Source organism: Levilactobacillus zymae DSM 19395 (assembly GCF_001434115.1).
In the GTDB taxonomy this organism is placed as follows: domain Bacteria; phylum Bacillota; class Bacilli; order Lactobacillales; family Lactobacillaceae; genus Levilactobacillus; species Levilactobacillus zymae.
On sequence record NZ_AZDW01000002.1, the window covers coordinates 10,588 to 34,495 of the forward strand.

Here is a 23,908-nt window from a genome sequence, read left to right on the forward strand (position 1 = left end):
CACCCTCCTGAATGGTTTTTAAAGATCTTATGTATGATACGTCATAGTTCGACCTATGACGTATCCGTTGTTAATTTGATTGTACTAACCTAACTTGAATATCGAAACTAATTAGCCTCAGTTTTATTCGTCATCTTGCTTACGCCGTTTACCGAAGAACCACCAGGAACCACCCCCAGCGGCAATCAGAGCCGCCAGTGCGCCCCAAAGCGTTTTCGCATGATTCGTTTCCTTAGCTGGGTCCGTCTGGTTGGTGTTACCCGTGGCATCATCCGCCGTCCCACTCGTCGTTGCACCAGCCGCAGCTTGTTTGTCTGCTGGCGTTTTCGAACTATCGGCCGAATCACTCACGGCTTGATCCGCTGCCGCAGTCGTCGTGAGGTCAACCACCGGTGCTGTCGTCGTTGCCGCGTCAGTTGTCCCTGCCGGTGCAGCTAATGCAGTTGGCGTTGCTGACGCTGTGGTCGTTTGACCAGCAGATGCTGTTGTTCCGTAGCTAACCGGGGCAACGGTGGCATTAGCACCGCCCGTAGACGCGCTAGTCGTGTTACCACCATTGTTAGTGCCCCCACTGGTGTTGGAGCCGGAATCGGTGTTAGTGCCAGAGCCAGTATTAGTGCCAGAGCCAGTTCCATTTCCGGAATCGACTCCCAGATCACCACCGCCGCCAGAGTCAATATCAGAATCACTGTCGGAATCCAGATCACTGTCAGAATCTCCGCCAGAACCGCCAGAACCAGAGTCGCTGTCCGAATCCGAGTCACTATCGGCATCAGAGTCGCTGTCCGAATCACTGTCGGAGTCCGAGTCACTGTCCGAATCGGAATCACTATCCGCATCAGAGTCGCTATCAGAGTCTGAATCGCTATCTGCATCCGAATCGCTGTCGGAGTCCGAATCACTATCCGAGTCGGAGTCGCTGTCTGCGTCAGAATCACTATCAGAGTCCGAATCACTATCCGAATCGGAGTCGCTATCAGAATCTGAGTCGCTATCTGTATCGGAATCACTGTCAGAGTCTGAGTCACTGTCCGAATCGGAATCACTATCGGAGTCTGAATCGCTATCGGAGTCAGAATCACTGTCGGAATCCGAGTCGCTATCGGCGTCAGAGTCACTGTCCGAATCGGAATCACTATCGGAGTCTGAATCGCTATCTGCATCCGAATCGCTGTCGGAATCTGAATCACTATCGGAGTCCGAATCGCTATCGGAGTCCGAATCACTGTCCGAGTCTGAATCACTATCTGCATCGGAATCGCTGTCAGAATCTGAGTCACTGTCCGCGTCAGAATCGCTGTCGGAGTCCGAATCGCTATCCGCGTCAGAATCACTATCCGAGTCGGAGTCACTGTCGGAATCCGAATCGCTGTCCGCGTCAGAATCACTATCCGAATCGGAGTCACTGTCGGAATCGGCATCACTATCGGAGTCAGAGTCGCTATCTGCATCAGAATCGCTATCCGCATCGGAATCGCTGTCAGAATCAGAATCGCTGTCAGAATCAGAATCGCTGTCAGAATCCGAGTCGCTATCGGAATCAGAATCACTGTCGGAATCGGCATCACTATCCGAATCGCTGTCGGCATCTGAGTCGCTGTCCGAATCGCTATCCGCATCGGAATCACTATCCGAATCAGAATCGCTATCTGCATCAGAATCACTGTCCGAATCAGAATCGCTGTCTGAATCTGAGTCACTATCTGCATCCGAGTCGCTGTCCGAATCAGAATCACTATCGGAGTCTGAATCGCTATCAGCGTCAGAGTCACTATCCGAATCCGAGTCACTATCCGAATCGGAGTCGCTATCTGCATCCGAGTCACTGTCAGAGTCCGAATCGCTGTCCGAATCAGAATCACTATCCGAATCAGAATCACTATCCGAATCGGAATCGCTATCCGAGTCCGAATCACTGTCCGAATCGGAGTCACTATCGGAATCCGAGTCGCTGTCCGCATCCGAGTCACTGTCTGAATCAGAGTCGCTATCCGCGTCTGAATCGCTGTCTGCGTCTGAATCACTATCCGAGTCTGAATCGCTATCCGAATCAGAATCGCTATCTGAATCGGAATCACTGTCCGCATCCGAGTCACTATCCGAGTCGGAGTCACTATCGGAATCCGAATCGCTGTCCGCATCCGAATCACTGTCGGAATCTGAGTCACTATCGGAATCCGAGTCGCTGTCCGCATCCGAATCACTGTCGGAATCTGAGTCACTATCGGAATCCGAGTCACTGTCCGAATCGGAGTCACTATCGGAATCCGAGTCACTGTCGGAGTCGCTGTCTGCGTCAGAGTCACTATCCGCGTCTGAATCGCTGTCTGCGTCTGAATCACTATCAGAATCAGAGTCGCTATCTGAATCAGAATCGCTATCGGAGTCTGAATCACTGTCCACATCCGAGTCACTATCGGAATCCGAGTCGCTGTCCGCATCCGAATCACTGTCTGAGTCGGAATCGCTGTCGGAGTCCGAATCACTATCTGAGTCGGAGTCACTGTCCGCATCTGAATCGCTGTCGGAATCCGAGTCACTGTCCGAATCGGCATCACTATCGGAGTCTGAATCACTATCTGAGTCGGAATCACTATCAGAATCTGAGTCACTATCAGAATCTGAGTCACTGTCTGAGTCGGAGTCGCTGTCCGCGTCCGAATCGCTATCTGCATCGGAATCGCTATCTGCATCGGAATCACTGTCGGAATCTGAGTCGCTATCCGAATCAGAATCGCTGTCGGAGTCCGAATCACTATCAGAATCTGAGTCACTATCCGCATCAGAATCACTGTCAGAGTCCGAATCACTGTCAGAGTCCGAATCACTGTCTGAATCGGTATCACTGTCTGCATCAGAATCGCTGTCGGAATCGGCATCACTATCGGAGTCTGAATCACTATCTGCATCGGAATCGCTATCCGAGTCCGAATCACTATCCGAATCAGAGTCGCTATCTGCATCAGAGTCGCTATCTGCATCAGAGTCACTGTCGGAGTCCGAGTCACTATCGGAATCTGAGTCGCCGTCGGAATCAGAATCGCTGTCAGAGTCCGAATCACTATCGGAGTCTGAATCGCTATCGGCGTCAGAGTCACTATCCGCATCAGAATCACTGTCAGAGTCGGAGTCGCTATCCGAATCGGCATCGCTGTCGGAGTCTGAGTCGCTGTCGGAATCGGCATCACTGTCGGAGTCTGAGTCGCTGTCGGAGTCCGAGTCACCATCGGAATCAGAATCACTGTCAGAGTCGGAGTCACTATCGGAATCAGAATCACTGTCGGAATCTGAATCGCTATCCGCATCGGAGTCACTATCCGAGTCCGAGTCACTGTCCGAATCGGCATCACTATCGGAGTCCGAATCGCTGTCGGAATCAGAATCACTATCCGAATCAGAATCGCTGTCAGAATCAGAATCACTATCCGAGTCTGAGTCACTGTCAGAATCAGAATCACTATCGGAGTCTGAATCACTATCTGCATCGGAATCGCTATCCGAGTCCGAGTCGCTATCTGCATCGGAATCGCTATCCGAATCTGAGTCACTGTCAGAATCAGAGTCGCTATCTGCATCAGAATCGCTGTCGGAGTCCGAATCACTATCCGAATCAGAGTCGCTATCCGAATCAGAATCACTGTCGGAATCTGAATCGCTGTCAGAGTCCGAATCACTGTCGGAATCAGAGTCGCTATCTGCATCAGAGTCACTGTCCGAATCAGAGTCGCTATCTGCATCAGAATCACTGTCGGAATCTGAATCGCTATCCGAATCTGAGTCACTGTCAGAATCAGAGTCGCTGTCGGAGTCCGAGTCACTATCCGAGTCAGAATCACTATCAGAGTCGGAGTCGCTATCTGAATCGGAATCGCTGTCGGAATCTGAGTCGCTATCGGAGTCAGAGTCACTATCGGAATCAGAATCACTGTCGGAGTCTGAGTCGCTATCCGAATCAGAATCGCTGTCTGAGTCGGAATCACTGTCAGAATCCGAGTCGCTATCTGCATCAGAATCACTGTCGGCATCAGAGTCGCTATCCGCGTCAGAGTCGCTGTCGGAGTCCGAATCACTATCCGCATCAGAATCGCTGTCCGAATCGGCATCACTATCGGAGTCTGAATCACTGTCTGCATCGGAATCGCTATCCGAGTCCGAATCACTGTCCGAATCGGCATCACTATCAGAGTCCGAGTCGCTGTCTGAATCAGAGTCGCTATCTGCGTCGGAATCACTGTCAGAATCTGAGTCACTGTCGGAGTCCGAATCGCTGTCTGCGTCTGAATCACTATCCGAGTCTGAATCGCTATCAGAATCACTGTCGGAGTCGGAGTCGCTGTCTGCGTCAGAGTCACTATCCGAGTCGGAGTCGCTATCCGAATCAGAATCACTGTCGGAGTCTGAATCACTATCTGCGTCTGAATCGCTGTCTGCGTCTGAATCACTATCGGAGTCGGAGTCACTGTCCGAATCTGAATCGCTGTCGGAATCCGAGTCACTGTCCGAATCTGAATCACTATCGGAGTCTGAATCACTATCTGAGTCGGCATCACTATCCGAATCACTGTCGGAATCGGAGTCACTATCTGCATCTGAGTCGCTGTCCGCATCAGAATCACTGTCGGAGTCTGAGTCGCTATCTGCGTCTGAATCGCTATCCGAATCAGAATCACTATCCGCGTCAGAGTCACTGTCTGAGTCGGAGTCGCTGTCCGCGTCCGAATCGCTATCTGAATCGGAATCTGAATCGCTATCCGAATCAGAATCGCTGTCGGAGTCCGAATCACTATCCGAATCTGAGTCACTATCCGCATCCGAGTCACTGTCTGAGTCGGAATCGCTGTCGGAATCGGCATCACTATCCGAATCTGAGTCACTATCTGCATCCGAGTCACTATCGGAATCAGAATCGCTGTCAGAATCCGAATCACTATCAGAGTCTGAATCACTGTCCGTGTCGGAGTCACTATCCGAATCTGAATCACTGTCAGAGTCGCTGTCCGCGTCCGAATCACTATCGGAGTCTGAATAGCTATCTGCATCTGAGTCGCTATCCGAGTCGGAGTCGCTGTCGGAGTCCGAATCACTATCCGAATCAGAATCACTATCCGCGTCGGAGTCGCTGTCGGAATCGGAGTCGCTATCCGCGTCTGAATCGCTGTCCGAATCACTATCGGAATCGGCATCACTATCTGAATCGGCATCACTATCCGAATCAGAGGCGCTATCCGCGTCAGAATCACTGTCGGAGTCGGAGTCGCTGTCGGAATCTGAATCACTGTCTGCGTCAGAATCACTATCCGAGTCGGAGTCGCTGTCGGAATCGGCGTCACTGTCGGAGTCCGAATCGCTATCTGAGTCCGAGTCGCTATCTGCATCGGAATCCGAGTCGCTATCTGCATCTGAGTCGCTGTCAGAATCCGAATCACTATCGGAGTCTGAATCGCTGTCTGAATCTGAGTCGCTATCAGAGTCAGAATCACTATCCGAATCCGAGTCGCTATCCGAATCTGAATCGCTATCTGCATCCGAGTCGCTATCGGAGTCCGAATCGCTATCCGAATCAGCATCACTATCAGATTCGGATAGATCTTCCGCAGCTACCGCTAAGTCTGCATATGAATGAGCATCGTTGGCGGCACTTGAGGCTTTGTCTTTAGCCTCAGCTGCCGAGGACGCAGCCTGTGAAGCCTCTTTAGCATAACTAGATGCCGCGGAGTTATCACCAGCAGCTTCAGCGGAACTAGCCGTTTCATAAGCCGTCGAAGCAGCTGCCGCAGCTGAGGAAGCTGCATCCGCCGCCGAACTGGCCACCGCGGCAGCCGAGACTGCCTGATCCGCGTAGGAACTCGCCGTTGAGTTCTTGTCAGCGTATTGGTTCGCCACGTTTCCGTAAGAACTAGCCACGCTAGCATAAACCCCGGCCTCATTGGCTGCCGAAGCGGCTAACGAAGCGGAAGATGAGGCCGCTTCACCCGCAGAAGAGTTCACGGTCAGTTGTCCGGCCCCTAATGTGATACTGGAAGTCCCGGATTTAACCACTAAATAGTAGTATCCGCTATCACTGGTTTTAGCACTATCCAACGTTAACGTTGAGCTCGTCGCACCCGCAATCGCCGTCCCACCGGAAGTGGCATTAGTCTTGGAATAATACCATTGGTAGGTGAAGTCTGACGTATCGTTGATGCCCCCAACCGGCTCCATCGTCACCGTCTCACCCGCATTAACGGTCTGATCTTGTAACCCAGTGCCGACCATCACGTCCTTAGTGGCCGAGAAGGTTGACCCATCCGCGTTGGTGATTGTTGCTGTCAACGTGACCTTACCAAATGCAGTGTCGGAGGTCGGCATCAGCAACCCATCTTCGTTCACCGTTGCGATGGATTCGTCACTCACGGACCAAGTCACCGTTCCCGTAGCGTTACCAGGGTTAGTGGTGGCCGTGTAAACGCCCAATGAGGAATTTAACAGGTAATCTGCCCCGGAAATTTCGATCCCCGTTGCAGCGATGTCCTTGTCATAGACGTTAACCTGAGCCAAATTACTGTAGAAGTTTGTCGTCCATACGGGCAGTGGCTGAGGAGACAAACTGTAAGCGCCCCGGAATTGGGAGACTAAGCTTCCCGTGAAGTCGCTCTTGGTGGTTACCGTCAGCGTGTTAGAAAGATCCGCCAGGTTCAAGACGCTCGTGTTGCTCTTCTTGGAATAAGACTCGATAATCCCTTTTTCCTGAGCCGTATCCATGTCGTACCAAACGCCTTCATACTGCACATACCAGAACGATTTAGTTGTTGCACTCACTGTCATTAAACCGGTTCTGGAACCAGCCGTTAACGTAAACGTGCTCCCCGAAGTAGTCGAGGTAACCGGCGTTGGCTGTTGCGTCATTCCCCCGGTAATCACCCAGCCGAACAAGGTACCGGCATCCCCATTAGGGATGAATTTACCACCATCCAGATTGTTTGAGTAAGCCTGGGCTTCGATGGCCGCCGAACTTGCTAATTCGGCAGCGGCCGTCGCTTCTACCGCATAGGAACTCGCATCTGCGACCGACTCATTGGCCGCCGAAACGTAGGAACTCGCTTCATTGAAGTTACCCGCCGCCACGGCTGAAGACGCCATGGTCATATAGTTATTGGCTGCCGCAGCCGCTTCCGTTCCTAACATCGCCGCAGATTGCGCGTCTTCCGCGTAGGCACTGGTTAAGGCCGTGTAGGAGGCCCCTAAGGCGGTATTCACCGTATTCGTGGCCGCTAAAGAGTTAGCCACTTGTGCGGCCGAGTACCCCATCGAGTTGGCAAGCGAATTTGCGACACTCGCGGCACTGGCCATGGACGCGGCATAGGAGAACTGCGTATCGACCACCGTTTGGGTCGTCATCGCCGCTGCACTAGACGCTGCGCTTAGATTATCTTTAGTCAAAATCAGGTAAGTGTTCGCATCATCCGCCGCGCTGGATGCCGAGGCAAAATCTTTCCCCGTAAACGTCGCAGCTAGCGATGCAGCTGAGCTGGCCGCATCCGCCAAGGAACTAGCGGTGCTGGCCGCTGAGTTGGCCTGATTCAGATACTCCAGGGCCGCCGAATTCATGCCCGGTGCCGAAGAGTAGGCGTTATTGGCATTGTTGGCGTGTGATCCCGCCGCCACGGCCGCACTAGCCGCCGCGCTGGCTGAAGCCGACGCGGCCGCCGCATAACTGGAGGCCAGATAGTCCGCCGTGCCCTCTTGGCCCTCACCTTGGGCCGCCTTTTCCAGGGCGGTATCCACTAAGCCCAACGTTTTAGTTGCCGCCGTACTGGTCAGAACATTGTAGGAACTAGCTGCCGTTGCCGAACTCGCCGCCATAGCCGCGTAAGAGCTAGCCGCTTCATAGTTGCGGCTCGCTTCATTTTCGGCCGCTAAGCTTTGGGCCTGACTGGCCGCCGTCGCTGCTGATTCGGCTAACGTGGCGTAGGAGTTAGTTTCCTGGGCACTGCTGACGGCCTGATTGGCCACGGAACTCGCTGTGATTCCGCTCATGTCCGCGATTTCATACATGTTATCGACCGCGGAACTGGCCGCTGCCGCCGCTGCTGCCGCTGCCGAGGCGTATTCACCGGCTAAGTTCGCCGAACTGGTCGACTGGGTCGTGTAATCCCCCTTGGCATCCGTGACCACTACCGTCACTACGTTAGACGCCGAGGAGAAGGACGAACCTAGAATCAAGGTCTTGGTTCCATTGGCGACCGTTTGATAATAGTAGGTTCCGGCGGTGTTCATCGTGGCCGTATAAGTGCTCCCCGTCCCGTCAACTGCGGTCCAGTTCTGACCATCCGAAGACACGTACCAGGTGTAGGTCACTTTGGACGTTGAGTACCCCCCGCTGGTTTTCAAGCTAGTGGTCAACCCAATCGTTTCCCCCACGTTCAGCGTATCGTTTGCGATGGCCAACGTCGTGGTCACGTTTTTATCCGTATCCGTCTGCTGGTTGGTTACGTTGGTTTCAAACGACTGGGCAAATGCCGCCGCACTGGAGGCCTGTTGCATGGCTTCTTGAGCCGTGTTGGCCGCCGAAGACGCTACCCGGTAAAGGGAGTTGGCTTCCTTAGTGGTGGTCGCTACCGCCGCAGCGGCGGCCGCACTACTAGCCATCGTAGACGCCGTCTGGGCATCGACCGCGTAACTGGCCGCCGTAGACGCGTACAGAACGGATTGATCCCCGCTGTACTGGGTGGCATCGTTAGCGTAACTAGCAGCTAACGTTGCGCTACTGGAAGCTAACTGGGCACTACTGCTGGCCAAATTCGCGGCGTTGACGACCGCCATTCCAATGGCAGCGTTTGCAGCGGATTGTGCGGTACTATCCGCGTCGCTAGCAACTTGGTAGTTGGTCGTAGCTTGGCTCGCTAAATCACGGGCCGTGACCAGCGCCTCACTAGCGGCTAAATAGTCACCGCTAGTTGCCGCACTATTGGCCGCGTTGTAAGCGGATTGCGCCGCACTGGCGAGACTGTTCGCCGTAATAGCCACACTGGACGCCACCATTGCGGCGCTGTTAGCTTGCGAATACGCCGATAAGGCCGCCGAATTGGTCTTGTCGTACTGCGTGGCTTCGTACGCAGCACTGGCCGCGGCCGAGGCCGTGCTAGCGGCTTCGTTAGCTGCACTGGCGGCCGAGAACGTGGCACTGTTGGTGCTACTGATTAAGTCCTTGATATTTTGCGCAGCCGCTAATTCGGCCGCACTAGCCGCACTGGACGCATCGCTAGCATAACTTACGGCGACTAAGGCGTAAGATTCCGCGGCCAACGAAGCGGTCGCATATTTCGTCGCCATATCTGCGGCGCTAGACGATACCGAAGTCGCATTAAGATACATGGACGCTAAACTATTGTAATGCAACGCCAAATCGGCGGCCGTCGAAGTGGCCGCATAGGCACTCTGAGCCGCACTATTGGCCGTCTGCGTGGCCGTCACATTTACCAGTTCGGCGTAACTACTAGCCGCCGTCGCGGACGACGAAGCCCCCGACGCGGCACTGGACACCGTATTAGCGATCGAATCGAAATTCGATTCATCGGTAGCAGCTGAACTAGTCGAATCAGTGATTGCTGGCGTTGCGACTTTCGTGGTGACACTCTTCTTGGTGGTTACCGTGCGACTAACGGCCGAGGTCACGTTCGTGGTCAACGTCACGTCCGTCACCGTTTGCGCCGCTAAACTAGCGGCCGCCGATTGAATAGCCGCCGTGTTATCGGTGGTCTGATTAGCCGCCGTCGCTGCCGCACTGGCCGCGGTCGTTACGGCTGCCGTGGTAGTCGCACTCGTGGCGTTGGCCGTTGATTCAGTCGCCGCGGCACTGGTCGTCGTCACCGAACTGGCCGCGGTGCTTTCGGCCGTTTGATTCTCGGTGGTATTAGTCGTCGTTTCTTCATTAGTAGTCGTTTCACTAGTGGTCGTAGCTTGTGAATCGGTCGCCGAGGCGGCTGACGAATCAGTGGTCGTGGTCTCACTAGTTAGGGTCGTTTGCGACCCGGAGGTATGTTTCATACTCTCCGAATCAACGTTTGCTGAGTCATCTGCCGAGCTGGTCGTATCCGCATGCCCGGTCAACTGTGGGGCGCTTAAAAGTGAGAATGACGTGATGGCGGTGAAAACCCAAACCTTCCCTGCCTTAAACATCTTATATCTCAACTTAGGATCGCCGTTCACAGCTTTATTCCGCATGGATTTCACTTAGGACGTCCTCCTTTAGCCTGTGTCTGCACTGGGGTATAAGTCTGAATAATTATTTTCAGTAAGTAGATAAGCGATTCACCAACAACACAACCTGCCGTTAGTCCGGATTAATCAATCGATAATCGCTTATTTATTGAGTTATACTAGCACACATGTACTATGTATACCATTAAATGAAGAACACTATTTGACCATAATTGTACAAATTAAATCTTTAGTTTGTCAGGTTTACGCCGAATAATTCCGGAAAATTAAATTTTTAATTGAAGTCTTAATTTTCAAAAATATCGTCTAAAAGTCTACCTAACTAACCAGTTGTAAGCTTTTAAAACGTTGCAGGTAAGCACTTGCAATCTGTCTTTTCATTCTTTATTTTCAAAATTAACGTTTTGAAAGCAGTCCGGTACACGCGTCTTAGGATTAAAATTTCAATCATTTCGTTTCTATCCACATTGGTGTTTTTGTGCAAATAGGGCTTTTTTATCTGTAAAATTCATTTTTATTTTTAAAATTCTCTGTGCAAAAAATAAAATAATTGATTCAAAAATTGCGTCAAGCGGTTGAACCCCCCCGGTTACCCCAGCGACGGCACCGTTCCCGCGTCAACTTTTCCGCTCAAAAAAACACCCATTCTAACAGGTCGCTAGAATGGGTGTTAAGGGATTCATTTTAAATTAAATTAACTTCTCTTGGCGGATGACCCGGGCCATATCCGGAGGTAACGGCGCGTAGCAGGTGATCCACCGTTCCAAAAACGGCTGGTAGAAGCGCACCCGCGCACAATGTAGGGCCTGGCGGTGAATCCACGGATTCGTGGGTTCACCGTACAACCAATCTCCCAGTAACGGGTGGCCAATCGCCTGGCAGTGCACCCGGATCTGATGTGTCCGCCCCGTGTGCAACTTCAGGGCCAACAACGTGGCCGTTTGAGACCGGGAACGTACCCACAATTCCGTGGTGGCGGCGCGACCGTCTGGACGGACCTGCCGCTTGATAAACGATTCACCAGCCCGACCGATGGGCAAATCGATCATCCGGTGATCCACTGGTACTCGTCCCTGGGCGACCGCGATGTAGCGTTTATCCAGCTGACCCAACTTCAACTGCTTATCCAAGATGGAGTGCGCAAAATGGTGCTTGGCAAATAAGACGGCGCCACTGGTCTCCCGGTCCAACCGCGTCACGATGTGCGTCACGTAACTGGGCGCGTGAATGGCCATCAGGTGCCCCTTGACCCGGTTGGCTAACGTGTCATCCGGATAAAGGTGTGACGGGACCGACGCCATCTCGGCGGGTTTGTTGACCACCAAGAAATGCTCATCTTCGTAAAGAATCTCCAATGGTCCGTGAGACACCGCCACGTGGTCGTTGGGTGCTTCCGGGGGCAATTGTAGCCCGACCCGTTGACCGGGCCGCGCCATGGCGATCACGCGGACCTCTTGACCGTCCAGCGTTACGATGCCGCCGTGAAATTTCACCCGTTTCAGGTAGGTCCGGGTAACCCCGTGGGCCATCAAGACGGTCCGGACGTGCACGGGACTGGTTCCGCCCACCGTCCACGCGAACGCCGTCATGGGCGCTCCCGGCCGATAAACGACGTCTCGACCCGTTGCCAGAAGTGCGTGTGCCGGTATTCCGCAAAGGAAATCCGCTGCTGGGCAATTCGGTAGGTGATGGCCTTAACCGGCCGCCCCTCGATGCTGAGTTGGTCACACATCAAGACGTTGCCCGCCGATTCCGTGGGTTCGATGCGAATCCATTCGTCGTCGGGGATAATCAAGGGCGAGCCTAACGTTCGAAAGACTAAATTGTTAATCGACGCAATTTCCGCCATTTGAATCGCGTTGAACCGCGGGTTGATGACCGCACCACCCACGGACTTGTTATAGGCCGTTGACCCGGTTGGCGTGGAGATACACAGGCCATCCCCCCGAAAACTTTCGAAGAATTCACCCTTGATGTAGACGTCCGCCACCATGGTCCCCGACACCTTTTTGATGGTCGATTCGTTCAACGCGAGTGCCTGGTCGGACTGGGTCCCGTCCGCGTAGTCGACCTGAATGGTCAGTAACGGATAGCTGACACTCTGCCCGTTGTCCTGTACCAAGCTTTGAATCAAGTCGTTGACCTCGTAGTCGCGCCAATCCGTGTAAAACCCCAGGTGTCCGGTGTGAATTCCCACGAACCGAATCTTGTCTAACCGGTCGGTGTAGTGGTGAAACGCCGATAATAGCGTACCATCCCCGCCGACCGTAACCACAATGTCGGGATTTAAACTGTCGATTTCGACGCCCCCCGCGGTCAATCCGCGATGTAACGCCGCGGCCACCTTACGCGAAGACTGGCCGTTATTACTATAGATAGAAACCTTCATTATTAGTCGTCCTTATCGTGAGTTGGTGTCGCGGGGTCCGAATTGCCCTGCGGTGTATAATGTTGCGCCTCTTGAATTTCTTCGCGAATCTCGGACATTTCCGTGTCGAGCTTAAAGGCCGCCTCGGCCGCGCGTTGCAGGCGCTGACTGAGATCCTCCGGAAACGCGCCCTGGTACTTATAGTTTAATGAATGCTCGATGGTCGCCCAAAAGTTCATGGCCAGCGTGCGGACCTGAATCTCCGCTAAAATCTTTTTTTCACCCGTGACCAATTGTACCGGGTACTCCACCACGATATGGTAGGACCGGTAGCCACTAGGTTTTTCGTTATGGATGTAGTCGCGCTCTTCCAAAATCGTTAAGTCCGTTCGTTGACGTAACAAATCCACGACTTGGTAGATATCTTCGACAAATTGGCACATGATACGTAGTCCCGCAATGTCTTGCATATCCTGCTCGAGTCGTTCTTCGGTCACGTGGCGCCGCGTCATTTTTTCCTTGATGCTGGCAACCGGCTTCACCCGACCGGTCACAAATTCGATGGGTGAGCGCTGATTCTGGTTTTCAAATTGCTTACGCATCCCGCGTAGCTTCACCTTCAACTCACTAACCGCTTGTTGATAAGGTAATAAAAATTGATCCCAATTCTCGATCATCGCAACTTCCCCCAACCTTAATTCCACATTTCACTTCTCGATTTTACCATATTTCGGCCCCAACCGACTCTAATTACCCACTTTCCCCGGAAAACTTGTGAATTATTTTTCAAATTCCAGAATTGACTTTTATAAGGCGTTTAGCTTTACCTCGATTCAAAAATGTTGCATGATTAGGTTGCGCCAAAACGTAACGGCCCTTAACGACCGCAAACAAACGTTCTGATTGCGTTTTTTTCATTTTTTGCTAATGTAGTGATATTGTGACTTTTAAATTTGGTGCCTCAACGCGCCAATTGAGGACAGATTATAGGAGGAAGCAATGTGTTAGAAGTCTATTTGTTCGTCAACCCATTTGGCGCGCGGTGTATGCGATCCGAGCGTAACATTATGAAGTTGGCCGACCACCTCGATAGCAAGGTTTCGTTTCAATTTGTGCCGTTACTCAATCAACAAATTGTCGAACAGGCCCTCGCTTCAGTTCACCCCACGTTAGCCCAACGAAATACCTGTTTTAAAACTTATTATCAAGCCATTTTAGCCTATAAGGCAGCACTGTTTCAGGGAAAACGTAAGGGGCGGAACTTCTTACTGGATATGCAAACCGCCATCGTGAATCAGCACCACACTTTTTCAACCGCGTTAACCCTCGATCTCGCGAAAGCATCGCACCTCGATTTGGACATGTTCCAAGAAGACTGGGCGTCCGACCTCGCGAAACAAGCGTTCCAGACTGATCAGAAGTTAGCCGCGGAGATGAAGATTCAACAAGCCTCATCCGCCGTGATCTTCAACTGCGACGTTTCGCAATACGGCCTGTTACTCAACGACGTGACTTACGAAGCTCTGTGTGACGTTTGCGAGAATCAGGGTGTGGCCACCAAGGCCTCCCTCATGCAAGAACTCAACTACACCGAACCAGCCGCTGCCGCGGGTGCCGCCCACCGGCCCCACCTGCACGTTCTTTAACGGTAGCTGACTCGGTTTACCCCCAAGACCTCCCCCAAGGACGGTCTTTTTTTCTGCCCAGCTGACCCTACCGGTGAGCCCCCACAATATGGTATGATGAACCCACTAATTACTGAAGGGGCGACACTATGTCTATTGCCATCGTTACCGACTCCGCGGCCTACCTGACCCCGGCGCAGCTCAAGCGTTACGCCATCACGGCGCTTCCAATCACGGTCATCTTGGGAGCGCACCAGTACCCCGAATCCGACCTGAGCGCCACGACCTTTTACGACTACCTTAAAAGCGACCAGCCGTTACCTACCACCGCTCAGGTTTCCTTAGGCCAGATTGAAACGGCCTACGATGACCTAGTCTCTCAGGGAGTCACGCAGATCATCTCGATTCACCTGTCCAGTGGTATCACCTCGTTCATGGATAACCTGCGGGCCTTTTGTCAGACCTACACCAAGGCCGAGGTCTACCCCATCGACTCGCTACTGGCCAGTGCCGGCGAGGCCAACCTGTGCCTGCTAGCGGGCCGCTTGATTGAGGCCGGTTACGACGCGCCGGCCATCGCCCACGCCCTGCTTACGTTGCGGGACACCCAACAGGTCTACTTCGCCGTCGATAGTTTACGACATCTCGCACGTACAGGACGGTTGAGCAACCGGTCGGCCATGGTCGGGAGTCTGTTAAACATTAAACCCCTGCTGACCTTTGACGATGCCGGCAAAATCGTCGCCATTGGTAAGGAACGGACCATGCGCCGCGCCTTTCAATACATGGAAAACCACCTGGCCGCCGATCTCAAACAGGTCGACTATCCCTTATTGGCGACGATCATCGACGCCAACAACCCGGAACTGGCCCAGCAGTGGGAGACCCATTTGGCGGCTCAGTTCCCTCAGGTCCGCTTCAATCGTAGTCAACTGGGTCCGGCCATCAGCGTCCACACCGGTGAGAAGACCATGGGCCTCTTCTGGCAACAGGACTGGCAAGAATTTTAACTTAGCGCTAACAAAAACGCGACTCCTGCGGGAATCGCGTTTTTTTAATGGTTTCAATTAGTTTTATTTAAGCTGCCGGGCTAAGTCGCCGAATTCCTTTAACCGGTCGGCAAAGGTTTGAAAGGCCGTTTCCAGGTAATCTGGTTGGGTCATATCCACACCAGCGTGCCGCATCACGTCCAACGGTAAGGACGAACTGCCGGCCTTCAGGTAACCCAGGTAGGCGTCGCGCTTGGCCGGGTCCCCACTCAAGATCCGTTGGGATAACGTGGTGGCCGCCGCAAAGCCGGTGGCGTACTGGTAAACGTAATAGTCGTAATAGAAGTGCGGAATCCGGGCCCATTCGTCGGCAATCTGGGGATCCGAGATCACCGCGTCGCCATAGTAGCGCTGATTGAGCTTGCCGTAAAAGTCGCTCATGAAGTCGGCAGTCAACGACTTTCCCGCCGCGGCTTGTTGGTGGATGTAGTCTTCAAATTCGGCAAATTGGGTCTGCCGGTAGACCGTCCCCTTGAACCCGTCCAGGTAATGGTTCAGAACGTAGGCGCGAACCTTGGGATCCGTTTGGGTCTTCAACAGGTAATCGGTCAACAGATTTTCGTTGGTCGTCGACGCAATTTCGGCCACGAAGATCGAGTAGTCCCCGTACTGATAGGGCTGATTGTGCCGCGTGTAGTGGCTATGAATACTGTGCCCCATTTCGTGGACTAGCGTGAACAACCCTTCCAGGCTATCTTGCCAGTTCAATAAAATGTACGGCTTAGTATCGTACATCCCACCGGAATAGGCCCCGGAACGCTTGCCCCGGTTTTCCACCACATCGATGGCGCGGCCATCAAACATCCGTTGCACGTTAGCCACGTAATCGGGCCCCAATACGGCCAGGGCCTTTAATGCCTCCGCCTTGGCCTGGTCGTAAGTGTACTTCAGACTCGGCTCCCCGGTGATCGGCGTGTACAGATCGTACATGTGTAACTCGGGCAGTCCCAATAAGTCCTTGCGCAACGCCACGTATTGGTGTAGAAGGTCCAAGTGATCATTGACGGTACTGACCAGCGTCTCATAGACCACGGCCGGAATCTGGTTGGCACTCATCGCGGCTTCTCTGGCGCTCCCGTAATGCCGCACCTGAGCCGTGAAATTATGCGTTTTGACCTCACTAGCTAACGTGGAGGCAAAGGTGTGCCGGAATTGCTGATAAACGCTGTAGAGGGCCTTAAACGCCTGCTCACGAACTTTTGGCGTCGTCGACTCTAGTAAGACGCCGTACAGGCCCTGCGAAAGCTTCACGTCGTTGCCGTCTTCATCTTGCACCACGGGGAATTGCAGATCGGCGTTGTCGAGCACGCCGTAGGTCTTCTCCGACGCCTCGAAGATGTCGCTGGCTCCGGCCAACAACCGTTCTTCGGGGACCGACAAGGTGTGGGCGCGCTGTTGGCCCAACACGTCAAAGAAGTGTTGGAATTCGGCTAATTTCGGTTCGGCCGCGATCAGCGCCTGCAGTTGGTCGGCGGAAAGGGCCAGGACCTCGGGCTCAAACCACGCGGTCGCCGTGGCCACCGTAGCCACCAAGGCACTGGTTTGGTCGGCAAAGTCTTGATACTGGGCATTCCCGGTATCCTGATCATTCTTGAGGGACGCATACACGTAGGCCCGTTCGAGTTGCCGGTTCAGCGCAAAAACGGCCGTAGTGACCCGGTATAACTCGGCCCCACTGGTCGCTAAATGCCCTTTCAACTGGGCGACCGTTTGCGCCTGCTGTTTGATCTTGGCAATGGCTTGAGTAAACGCCGTGTCATCGGCATAGATGGGCGTCAGGTCCCACGTCAAGGCCTCGGGCACCGCTGAGCGTTCTGGAATTTGTCGCATAAATGATTGCCTCCTTAAAAGTTCTCTAGGCCTAGTTTAGCACTTTCACTGCCAAACCCTGACGGCAAGCTCTCGGGGGCTCACGCTAAAAGTTGGGCCGATCGCCAGCGGGGCCGGTGCACGATACGCCAGCCTCCCGGCACGACGCTTAGATACCCCTGTTGCACCAGTTCGGCCACTAATTGGGCTTGAAGGTGTTCGATCAGGTGCGGAAAACTTACCCGTACGGTCCGTTGGTGGCCGTTTACCAGGTCAAAGCAGTCCTGCGCTAAGGGGGCCAGGCGCGCCGGGGTCACCGGACCCGTTAATCCAAAGAGCGCTGTACCGAAAACGATGCGCCAGAGTAACAGTCCTCGCCCCAGCACCGGTGGCGTACTACCGGTCGTGCCAAACGCCGTGGGAAAGCCCAGCAAATGATGGCCCCGCAGGTACAAGAACTCCTGAATGCGCCGTAAATTGGGGGTCGCGCGGGCAAGTTCTTGCGCCCAATGATAGCGCACTCGGTTCAGCGAGATTCGAGGATACGGATCCACTTGCGCCGGTCCCGCCATTAGCGTCGCCAGATTCGCCACCACGGTCATCTGACCCCCAAAATGCCCCGCCGCGTCCTGGTAGAGGTGGTGGGTCACCCGTAACCGGTGCCGGCGCACGTCCCAAAACAATAGGCAGAGTTCCCAGTGGGGCAGCCATCCCATGAACCGTTCGATCAACGCCCAATTCAGCCGTTGCCGCGCGTAGCGGTTCCCCAGCAGCCAAAACGGGTAGCACCCCACTTGGTGATAACCGGCCGTCCGCTCGCTGACCCCGTCCAGGGCCAAGGGACTGCACTGAAATTCCACGGCCACCGGTTGGGACGTTCGGGCCACCCAGACATCGGCACGTTGCTGAATCGTGGGTAAAACGTGTTCGAGTTCGGTGGGCCCCCAATCCGCAAAAAAATCTGCTAATTGGCGTTTTCCCGTAAGGTGTTCGGTCGTTTCACCCTCCCCCTGGATCACGCACGGATTCCGGGGTAAGTGGGCGAAGTACGGGATGACCTGCCGGCCCCGGTGCAAGCGAACCGGTTCGTGACAGGCCGGACACCGGTAATCCTGGCGCCGCGTTGCATTCTGGGCGTCGACTAATTGATCTGCGAGTTCTGCAAGTAACATTCAGCTCACCTCCTTACCGGTAGGGTCCGTAACCAATCGCCATTTGGACGAAAAAAAGACCTCATTCCAACAGAATAAGGTCCCAGTAGGTAATTTAATCAATTAAGCTTGTTGGGGAAAGTGGGCGATCACCTGGTAGATGGGCCCCTTCGCCGAGAATTTTTGTTCGTATTCGGTCTGGATATCTTCTACACCATCGGTCGCCTGGTGCAGGTCCAACCAAACGCCGTCAAAGACCATCGGGAAGTTGTTCAAACTCTGCAAGGAGTATTCGAACAAGCCCCGGTTATCGGTCTTGAATTGGAGTTGGCCTTCGGGCGCCAAAACGTCTTGGTAGTGGGCCAGAAAAACGGGCGAGGTCAACCGCCGCTTAGCGTGCCGCGACTTCGGCCACGGGTCGGAAAAGTTGAGGTACAGTCCCGCGACTTCCCCGGCGGCAAACAGTGTGTTCACGGCCTCGCCATCCGTATGGACCATCTGAATGTTGGTCAGTTCGCTAGCCACGACCTTCTTGAGGGCCACGGCGATCACGGACATCTGGATTTCGATCCCGATGAAGTTGCGTTCCGGATGTTGCCGGGCCATTTCAACGATGAATTGGCCCTTCCCCGTTCCGATTTCCACGTACAGGGGTTGGTCCGTTGGGAACCGACTTTCCCAGTTGCCCTTCAAGGCTTCGGGCGCCGTGACCATCAAGTCGTCATGTTCGGCCAGGTAATCCTTGGCCCAGGGTTTATTACGCACACGCATGTAAAACGTCCTCCTTAAGACGAACGGCGGGTATGGAAGTTGGCTCCCACCCCGCCGTCAAAGTTAATCATGTACTGACTCACGTGTCAGTTTCTCTAATAAGATCAAGTGTTGGTTCATCAATTGGAAACGCTGTTGCCGGTAACTTTCGGCAATCACAATGATGCAATGCATCCGCGCGTACCAATTAACGCGGGCCGTCAGAGTATCCGTGACCTTCTCGCCGTAATCGCGCAACCACCGTTGCCATTCTTCCAATGGCACGTACTCACACAATAACGATCCTAAATCGAAGGCCGGATCCGCAAACGTCGCGGCGTCCCAATCCACCAGGTATAACCGTTGGCGATCGGACAACAACCAATTTTTATGGTTTAAATCACCGTGGCAAACTTCATACGCAGTCGTGGGCAATTGCGGCTGTTCCGCGTTCAACGCCTGTAACGCGCGTTGAATCAACGGGTGTTGGCTTAACTCCGGCGCAATGGTCGGGGTCAACCGTTCCAGCAATTGGGCGGGCGTCGTAGAACGGCCGCCGACTTTGGTCAACATGTTATGAAGTAATTCGGAATGGTGCACCTTGTGCAACAAGCGGGCGACGCGTTGTTGGCGCATCTCGATGCGGTGAAGGGTGCGGCCGTTGAGCCACTCTTGAGCGGTCATCACGTCGCCGGTGGCTAACCGTTGGGTCCAGACCAGCCGGGGCGTGATGCCTTCCATGGAAAGCGCGGCTAAAAACGGTGACGCGTTTTGTTTTAGGAAAACCTTCTGGGAGGCCTTAGTCCCCATAAACGCCGTTCCGGTATTGCCACCCAATGGGGATAATTGCCAGCCATCGCGTATATTCGGTGTCATCGTGCCACCCCTTCCTCAATTTGTCAGCTATTGTCCATTTTAAGGGGCAACGGTGACAGCGTCAACCTTTATTTTTGGCCGCGCGCTTCAAGCGTTGCGGCGTGTAGAGTCGCGCCAAGTACCCGACCTCTAATGCGGCGACCACTAGCGTCACACCAGCCGTCATGAGGTCGCGGTTAGCGATCACGACCACCAGCCACAACAGAATGGCCGTGGTGGTCAGAATCCCGGTCACCAGGGTCACGAAACTTCCGAGTCGCTGGGCCCAGGTCAGCGGATAGACGTGGGTGAACACGACGTCATCGTATTGCTGGAAGAACGGTAAGAGTTGAAACCCAATCAGGTAGATAAACAGGGCCGTCAAGATGACCGGTAGCCACCGCCCCTGAATGAAGGCGAGCAGGAGCATGCCAATCACGGTCAACCGCACCACGAGACCACTAAATTCGGTGCCCCGTAGCATCCCGCGACTATAGAGGTAGAGATACGTCTTGTCGCGTTGGACCGGAATCCGGCGCAAGAGGCCATCCAGATAACGCCGCCGGTGAATCGTTCCCTTGACCATCGGCACGTCGGTGAATAGGTTAAAGAACCGGTAAATCCCAAGCATCCGGTTATCTTCGCTGGCGATTTGTTCCCGCCAACGAATCTGTTGGTGTGCCCAGTGTTGGTGGAACCACCCGGCCACCGCGATATCGGCGACCAGGCTCAAAGCGCCGGCAACGTACGGCGTCACCCACAAAGCCACGGCCAAGATGATCAGGCTCATGCCCCATTTGACCGTCCAATGATTCATGCGCCGTTGGCCGGTCACCTGGTAGGCGCTCGCCAAGTCCAGCCGCAGTAAGGTATCCTTCAGCAGTACTTGGGCCACTACTAAACCGGCGACTTGAGCCAACGACCAGTCCAAGGTGACCCGCAGAAACGGCGTCAAAATGAACAATAAAATCAACTGAGTCGCCTGGGCCAACCATTGGCTGTACCGGCGCGCGACCACGAAGTAATCGTGCATCGCTCGTTCCTTAGGCAGCAGGAAGACCCGGTCGGCATCTTCGATCAGTGTGGCGAACCGGCCCACCTGCGCGGTGATGGCCAGTACCGCCAAGGCCACAAAGGGTGCCCACCAGAGGCCGGTCGTTAGTTGTTTGAGCACGTTGGAGTAGCCTAGTCCCAGGCCCCCCAAGAAGAACAGTAACGCAAAGACAAAGAAATCGTTAAAAACCAGCCGCAGATACTTCGCCATTTCCCGGAGATGGCGCTGCCGGCGTTGTTGAAAGAGGCCGATCATGCGCGGTCGACCTTGGTCATCGACAGGTAAATATCGTTCAGTGATTCCCCCGCTTCCGGAAGAGCGGCTTGTAATTCACTCAGCGTGCCTTCAGTCTCGACCTGCCCCGCATGCAGCAACACGAAGCGGTCACAGTACCGTTGGGCCGTGTCTAAGACGTGGGTCGACATCAAAATGCTGGCCCCCTGCTGTTTACGTTGTTCGATTAGATTCAATAAGTCGTTGACCGCCAACGGATCGAGGCCCAAGAAGGGTTCGTCGATAATGAACAGCTTGGCTTGGGTCAAAAAGGCGCAAACGATCATCACCTTTTGCTTCATCCCCTTAGAAAAGTTCGCGGGGAACCAGTCCAGCTTATTATCCAGCCGAAAGGTCTTCAATAACTCGTGGGCCGTGACCCAGGCCGCCTTTTGATCTAAATCGTAGGCCATCATGGTCATTTCGAGGTGCTCACGTAACGTCAATTCCTGGTACAACACCGGCGTTTCGGGAATGTAGGCGATCTGCTGCTTGTAGGCCTGACTATCCTGGGCGATGGTAACGCCGTTGATGGTGATCTCCCCCTTATGGGGTGTTAAGAGACCAATAATGTGGTTGATGGTGGTCGACTTTCCGGCCCCGTTTAGGCCGATCAACCCCACTAATTCACCGTCCCGCACGTCAAAACTAATATCCTTTAAAACGGGAATTTGGGAGTACCCCCCCACGACATGGCTAACCGTTAATGCCATCGAATCATCCCTTCATTTTTAAAATAGTGAACACGTTCTTTTGATTTTAGCGTCACCGTTTTTCCCGGTGGCGTCGCTCATCTGCTCTTAGTTGAACCGCCTTATTATACCATAGCTCCCCCGGCAAACGAGTAATGCGGCTGAACCCAACCCCGTTGGTGGTGTATAATGAATGAAATCACAACGAAAGAAGGAGTTTCCATGGAACCAATGACCCTTGACCCCCACTATGACGATGATTGCATCTTCTGCAAGATCCTCAAGGGGGACATCCCGAGTTATACCGTGTACGAAGACAACATCGTGAAGGCCTTTTTGGACATCTCACAGGGCACTCCCGGCCACACGCTGGTCATCCCCAAGACCCACGTTCAAGACATTTTCGCCTACGACACCGATTTGGCTGCGGCCGTCTTCGCGCGTATTCCGAAGATTGCGCGGGCCGTCAAAGCCGCTGATCCAACCATCGTGGGGATGAACATCGTCAACAATAACGGGAAGGTGGCCTACCAATCCGTCTTTCACTCCCACTTCCACTTAGTGCCGCGCTACAGCGACGATGACGACTTTAAGATGATCTTTAAGGACAATTCCGGGAACTACACCCCGGCCAAATACGCGGCCATTCAAGCTCAAATCAAGGCCCAACTGGAGGCTTAACTTATGGGATTAGGACGTTTCGTAGCTGGTGTCGGGTTAGCCGCCGGTGTTGGGTTAGCGACCTATCTAACCTTAACGCAACAGGACCCCGTGACCTGGGGCAAAAAAGTACAGCGTTCCGTTCAGCAAACGACCCAGCAACTTGACGACATTCGTCAGGCCAAGGACCGGGTCGCCGCTAACGCGCAGGCGCTTTCCACCGCGCTGGAGGACGGCACGCAAACTTTGAACGCCATTCAGACGCAAATTGACAAGTTCCAATTCAAAGTGGCCCCCCGGGTTACCGCGATTGAAGAGACTTTGGCCCGCCTGGAAGCTCACGAATCTTGAAGGTTTTGTAAAAGTTCCGGGACCTTTTTAGGTTTGCCAATTTTTGTGTTATGATGTCTGAGTATGGTGTTTACACCAATTTTGATGAATGGATGTGTTGAGGAATATGAAGAAATGGTTTATCGCCCTGGCCGGCGTGCTCTTATCTGTCACGCTTGCCGGTTGTGGGAGCCAGACCGTTGCCACGACCAATGGTGGCAAAATCACCGAAAGTGCCTACTACAGCAGCTTGAAGGGGACTTCTTCCGGTAAGCAAGTCTTGCAACAAATGATCTTAAACAAGGTCTTAGAAAAGCAATACGGTAGCAAGGTCAGCAAGTCGGCCGTTACCAAGCAATTCAACAAGTACAAGTCTCAATACGGGTCTTCCTTTAACAGCGTACTGTCTCAAAGTGGCATGACGCAATCCGGTTTAAAGACCGAAATCCGGTCGAACTTATTACTGAAGGAAGCCGTTAAGGACAACGTCAAGGTGACCGACGCGCAATTGAAGAAGCAATTCAAGAGCTACGAACCTAAGGTCACGGTGGCCCACATCTTAGTGGCTAAGAAGTCGACTGCTAACAAGATCATCAGCGACTTAAAGGACACCAAGAAGAGCAACTTGACGACTGAATTCACGAAGTTAGCCAAGAAGTACTCGACGGATACGGCCACTAAGAACAAGGGTGGCGCCTTATCTGCCTTTGACAGTACCGACACGTCTTTGGACTCGACCTTCAAGAAGGCCGCCTTCAAGTTACAGACTGACGAATACACCACGACGCCGGTTAAGACGCAATACGGTTACCACGTCATCTTAATGAAGAACAACCCTGGTAAGGGGACGTTGAAGCAACACAAGGCTGAATTAACGCAACAGATTATCGACAACGATATGAATGACAGCACTGTCTTGCACAACGTTGTTTCCAAGGTCTTGAAGAAGGGTAACGTTTCCATCAAGGATAACGATTTGAAGAACATCTTGTCCGACTACCTGTCCTCAAGCAGCGCTTCATCTTCTTCTAAGTAAGCTGAACGCAACTTTTAAAGAGCACGCTTCGTCAATTGACGAGCGTGTTTTTTATT

The 23,908-nt window shown here is 53.5% G+C and carries 15 protein-coding genes; 5 read left to right on the forward strand and 10 right to left on the reverse strand.

Features of this window, described 5'->3' with window-relative positions; translation table 11 throughout:
• Positions 1-123: 123 nt before the first annotated feature.
• The 4 genes from FD38_RS12500 to yjbM all read right to left on the reverse strand — a co-directional run bounded on the left by FD38_RS12500 (position 124) and on the right by yjbM (position 13,245).
• The gene (locus tag FD38_RS12500) at positions 124-10,203 is read right to left on the reverse strand and encodes a KxYKxGKxW signal peptide domain-containing protein (RefSeq protein WP_272953057.1); all 10,080 of its coding nucleotides are present in this window, start codon (positions 10,201-10,203) and stop codon (positions 124-126) included.
• A gap of 686 nt (positions 10,204-10,889) precedes the next feature.
• Entirely contained in the window at positions 10,890-11,789 is a 900-nt protein-coding gene (locus FD38_RS00330) for an RluA family pseudouridine synthase (protein ID WP_057730125.1), read from the reverse strand.
• Entirely contained in the window at positions 11,786-12,589 is an 804-nt protein-coding gene (locus tag FD38_RS00335; RefSeq protein ID WP_057730127.1) for an NAD kinase, read from the reverse strand. Before FD38_RS00335 ends, FD38_RS00330 begins: the two co-directional genes overlap by 4 nt.
• A gap of 2 nt (positions 12,590-12,591) precedes the next feature.
• On the reverse strand, positions 12,592-13,245 hold the full coding sequence (gene yjbM / locus FD38_RS00340; RefSeq protein ID WP_057730129.1) for a GTP diphosphokinase: 654 nt from the start codon (positions 13,243-13,245) through the stop codon (positions 12,592-12,594).
• Between the two features lie 324 nt (positions 13,246-13,569).
• On the opposite strand from yjbM, the gene FD38_RS00345 reads away from it, so the two are divergent.
• Both FD38_RS00345 and FD38_RS00350 read left to right on the forward strand, forming a co-directional pair.
• Positions 13,570-14,214 (forward strand): DsbA family protein, encoded by a 645-nt coding sequence (locus tag FD38_RS00345; RefSeq protein WP_057730131.1) that lies wholly within the window; start codon positions 13,570-13,572, stop codon positions 14,212-14,214.
• A gap of 128 nt (positions 14,215-14,342) precedes the next feature.
• A complete protein-coding gene (locus tag FD38_RS00350) occupies positions 14,343-15,203 on the forward strand; it encodes a DegV family protein (RefSeq protein ID WP_057730133.1) in 861 nt (286 codons plus the stop codon).
• Positions 15,204-15,266: 63 nt separating this feature from the next.
• Here FD38_RS00350 and pepF read toward each other — a convergent pair whose 3' ends face one another.
• From pepF to FD38_RS00380, 6 genes are all read right to left on the reverse strand, one after another.
• Positions 15,267-17,072 (reverse strand): oligoendopeptidase F, encoded by a 1,806-nt coding sequence (pepF, locus tag FD38_RS00355; protein ID WP_057730135.1) that lies wholly within the window; start codon positions 17,070-17,072, stop codon positions 15,267-15,269.
• 80 nt (positions 17,073-17,152) lie between these two features.
• A complete protein-coding gene (locus FD38_RS00360; protein WP_057730137.1) occupies positions 17,153-18,223 on the reverse strand; it encodes a competence protein CoiA in 1,071 nt (356 codons plus the stop codon).
• Positions 18,224-18,325: 102 nt separating this feature from the next.
• The gene (trmB, locus tag FD38_RS00365) at positions 18,326-18,973 is read right to left on the reverse strand and encodes a tRNA (guanosine(46)-N7)-methyltransferase TrmB (protein WP_057730139.1); all 648 of its coding nucleotides are present in this window, start codon (positions 18,971-18,973) and stop codon (positions 18,326-18,328) included.
• Positions 18,974-19,036: 63 nt separating this feature from the next.
• The gene (locus FD38_RS00370) at positions 19,037-19,828 is read right to left on the reverse strand and encodes a phosphotransferase family protein (protein ID WP_057730140.1); all 792 of its coding nucleotides are present in this window, start codon (positions 19,826-19,828) and stop codon (positions 19,037-19,039) included.
• Between the two features lie 61 nt (positions 19,829-19,889).
• On the reverse strand, positions 19,890-21,116 hold the full coding sequence (locus tag FD38_RS00375) for an ABC transporter permease (RefSeq protein ID WP_057730142.1): 1,227 nt from the start codon (positions 21,114-21,116) through the stop codon (positions 19,890-19,892).
• On the reverse strand, positions 21,113-21,847 hold the full coding sequence (locus tag FD38_RS00380) for an ABC transporter ATP-binding protein (RefSeq protein ID WP_057730144.1): 735 nt from the start codon (positions 21,845-21,847) through the stop codon (positions 21,113-21,115). Before FD38_RS00380 ends, FD38_RS00375 begins: the two co-directional genes overlap by 4 nt.
• A gap of 201 nt (positions 21,848-22,048) precedes the next feature.
• Between FD38_RS00380 and FD38_RS00385 the strand changes: the two genes are divergently transcribed.
• The 3 genes from FD38_RS00385 (at position 22,049) to FD38_RS00395 (ending at position 23,852) form a co-directional block, all read left to right on the forward strand.
• Positions 22,049-22,507 carry an HIT family protein gene (locus FD38_RS00385; protein ID WP_371862776.1) on the forward strand — a complete coding sequence of 153 codons (459 nt, stop codon included), beginning with the start codon at positions 22,049-22,051 and terminating at the stop codon, positions 22,505-22,507.
• A gap of 3 nt (positions 22,508-22,510) precedes the next feature.
• Positions 22,511-22,837, forward strand: a complete 327-nt coding sequence (locus tag FD38_RS00390) for a hypothetical protein (protein WP_057730146.1) — start codon at positions 22,511-22,513, stop codon at positions 22,835-22,837.
• 106 nt (positions 22,838-22,943) lie between these two features.
• Positions 22,944-23,852, forward strand: coding sequence for a peptidylprolyl isomerase PrsA (locus FD38_RS00395; RefSeq protein WP_057730148.1), 909 nt, complete (start codon positions 22,944-22,946; stop codon positions 23,850-23,852).
• Positions 23,853-23,908: the final 56 nt, after the last annotated feature.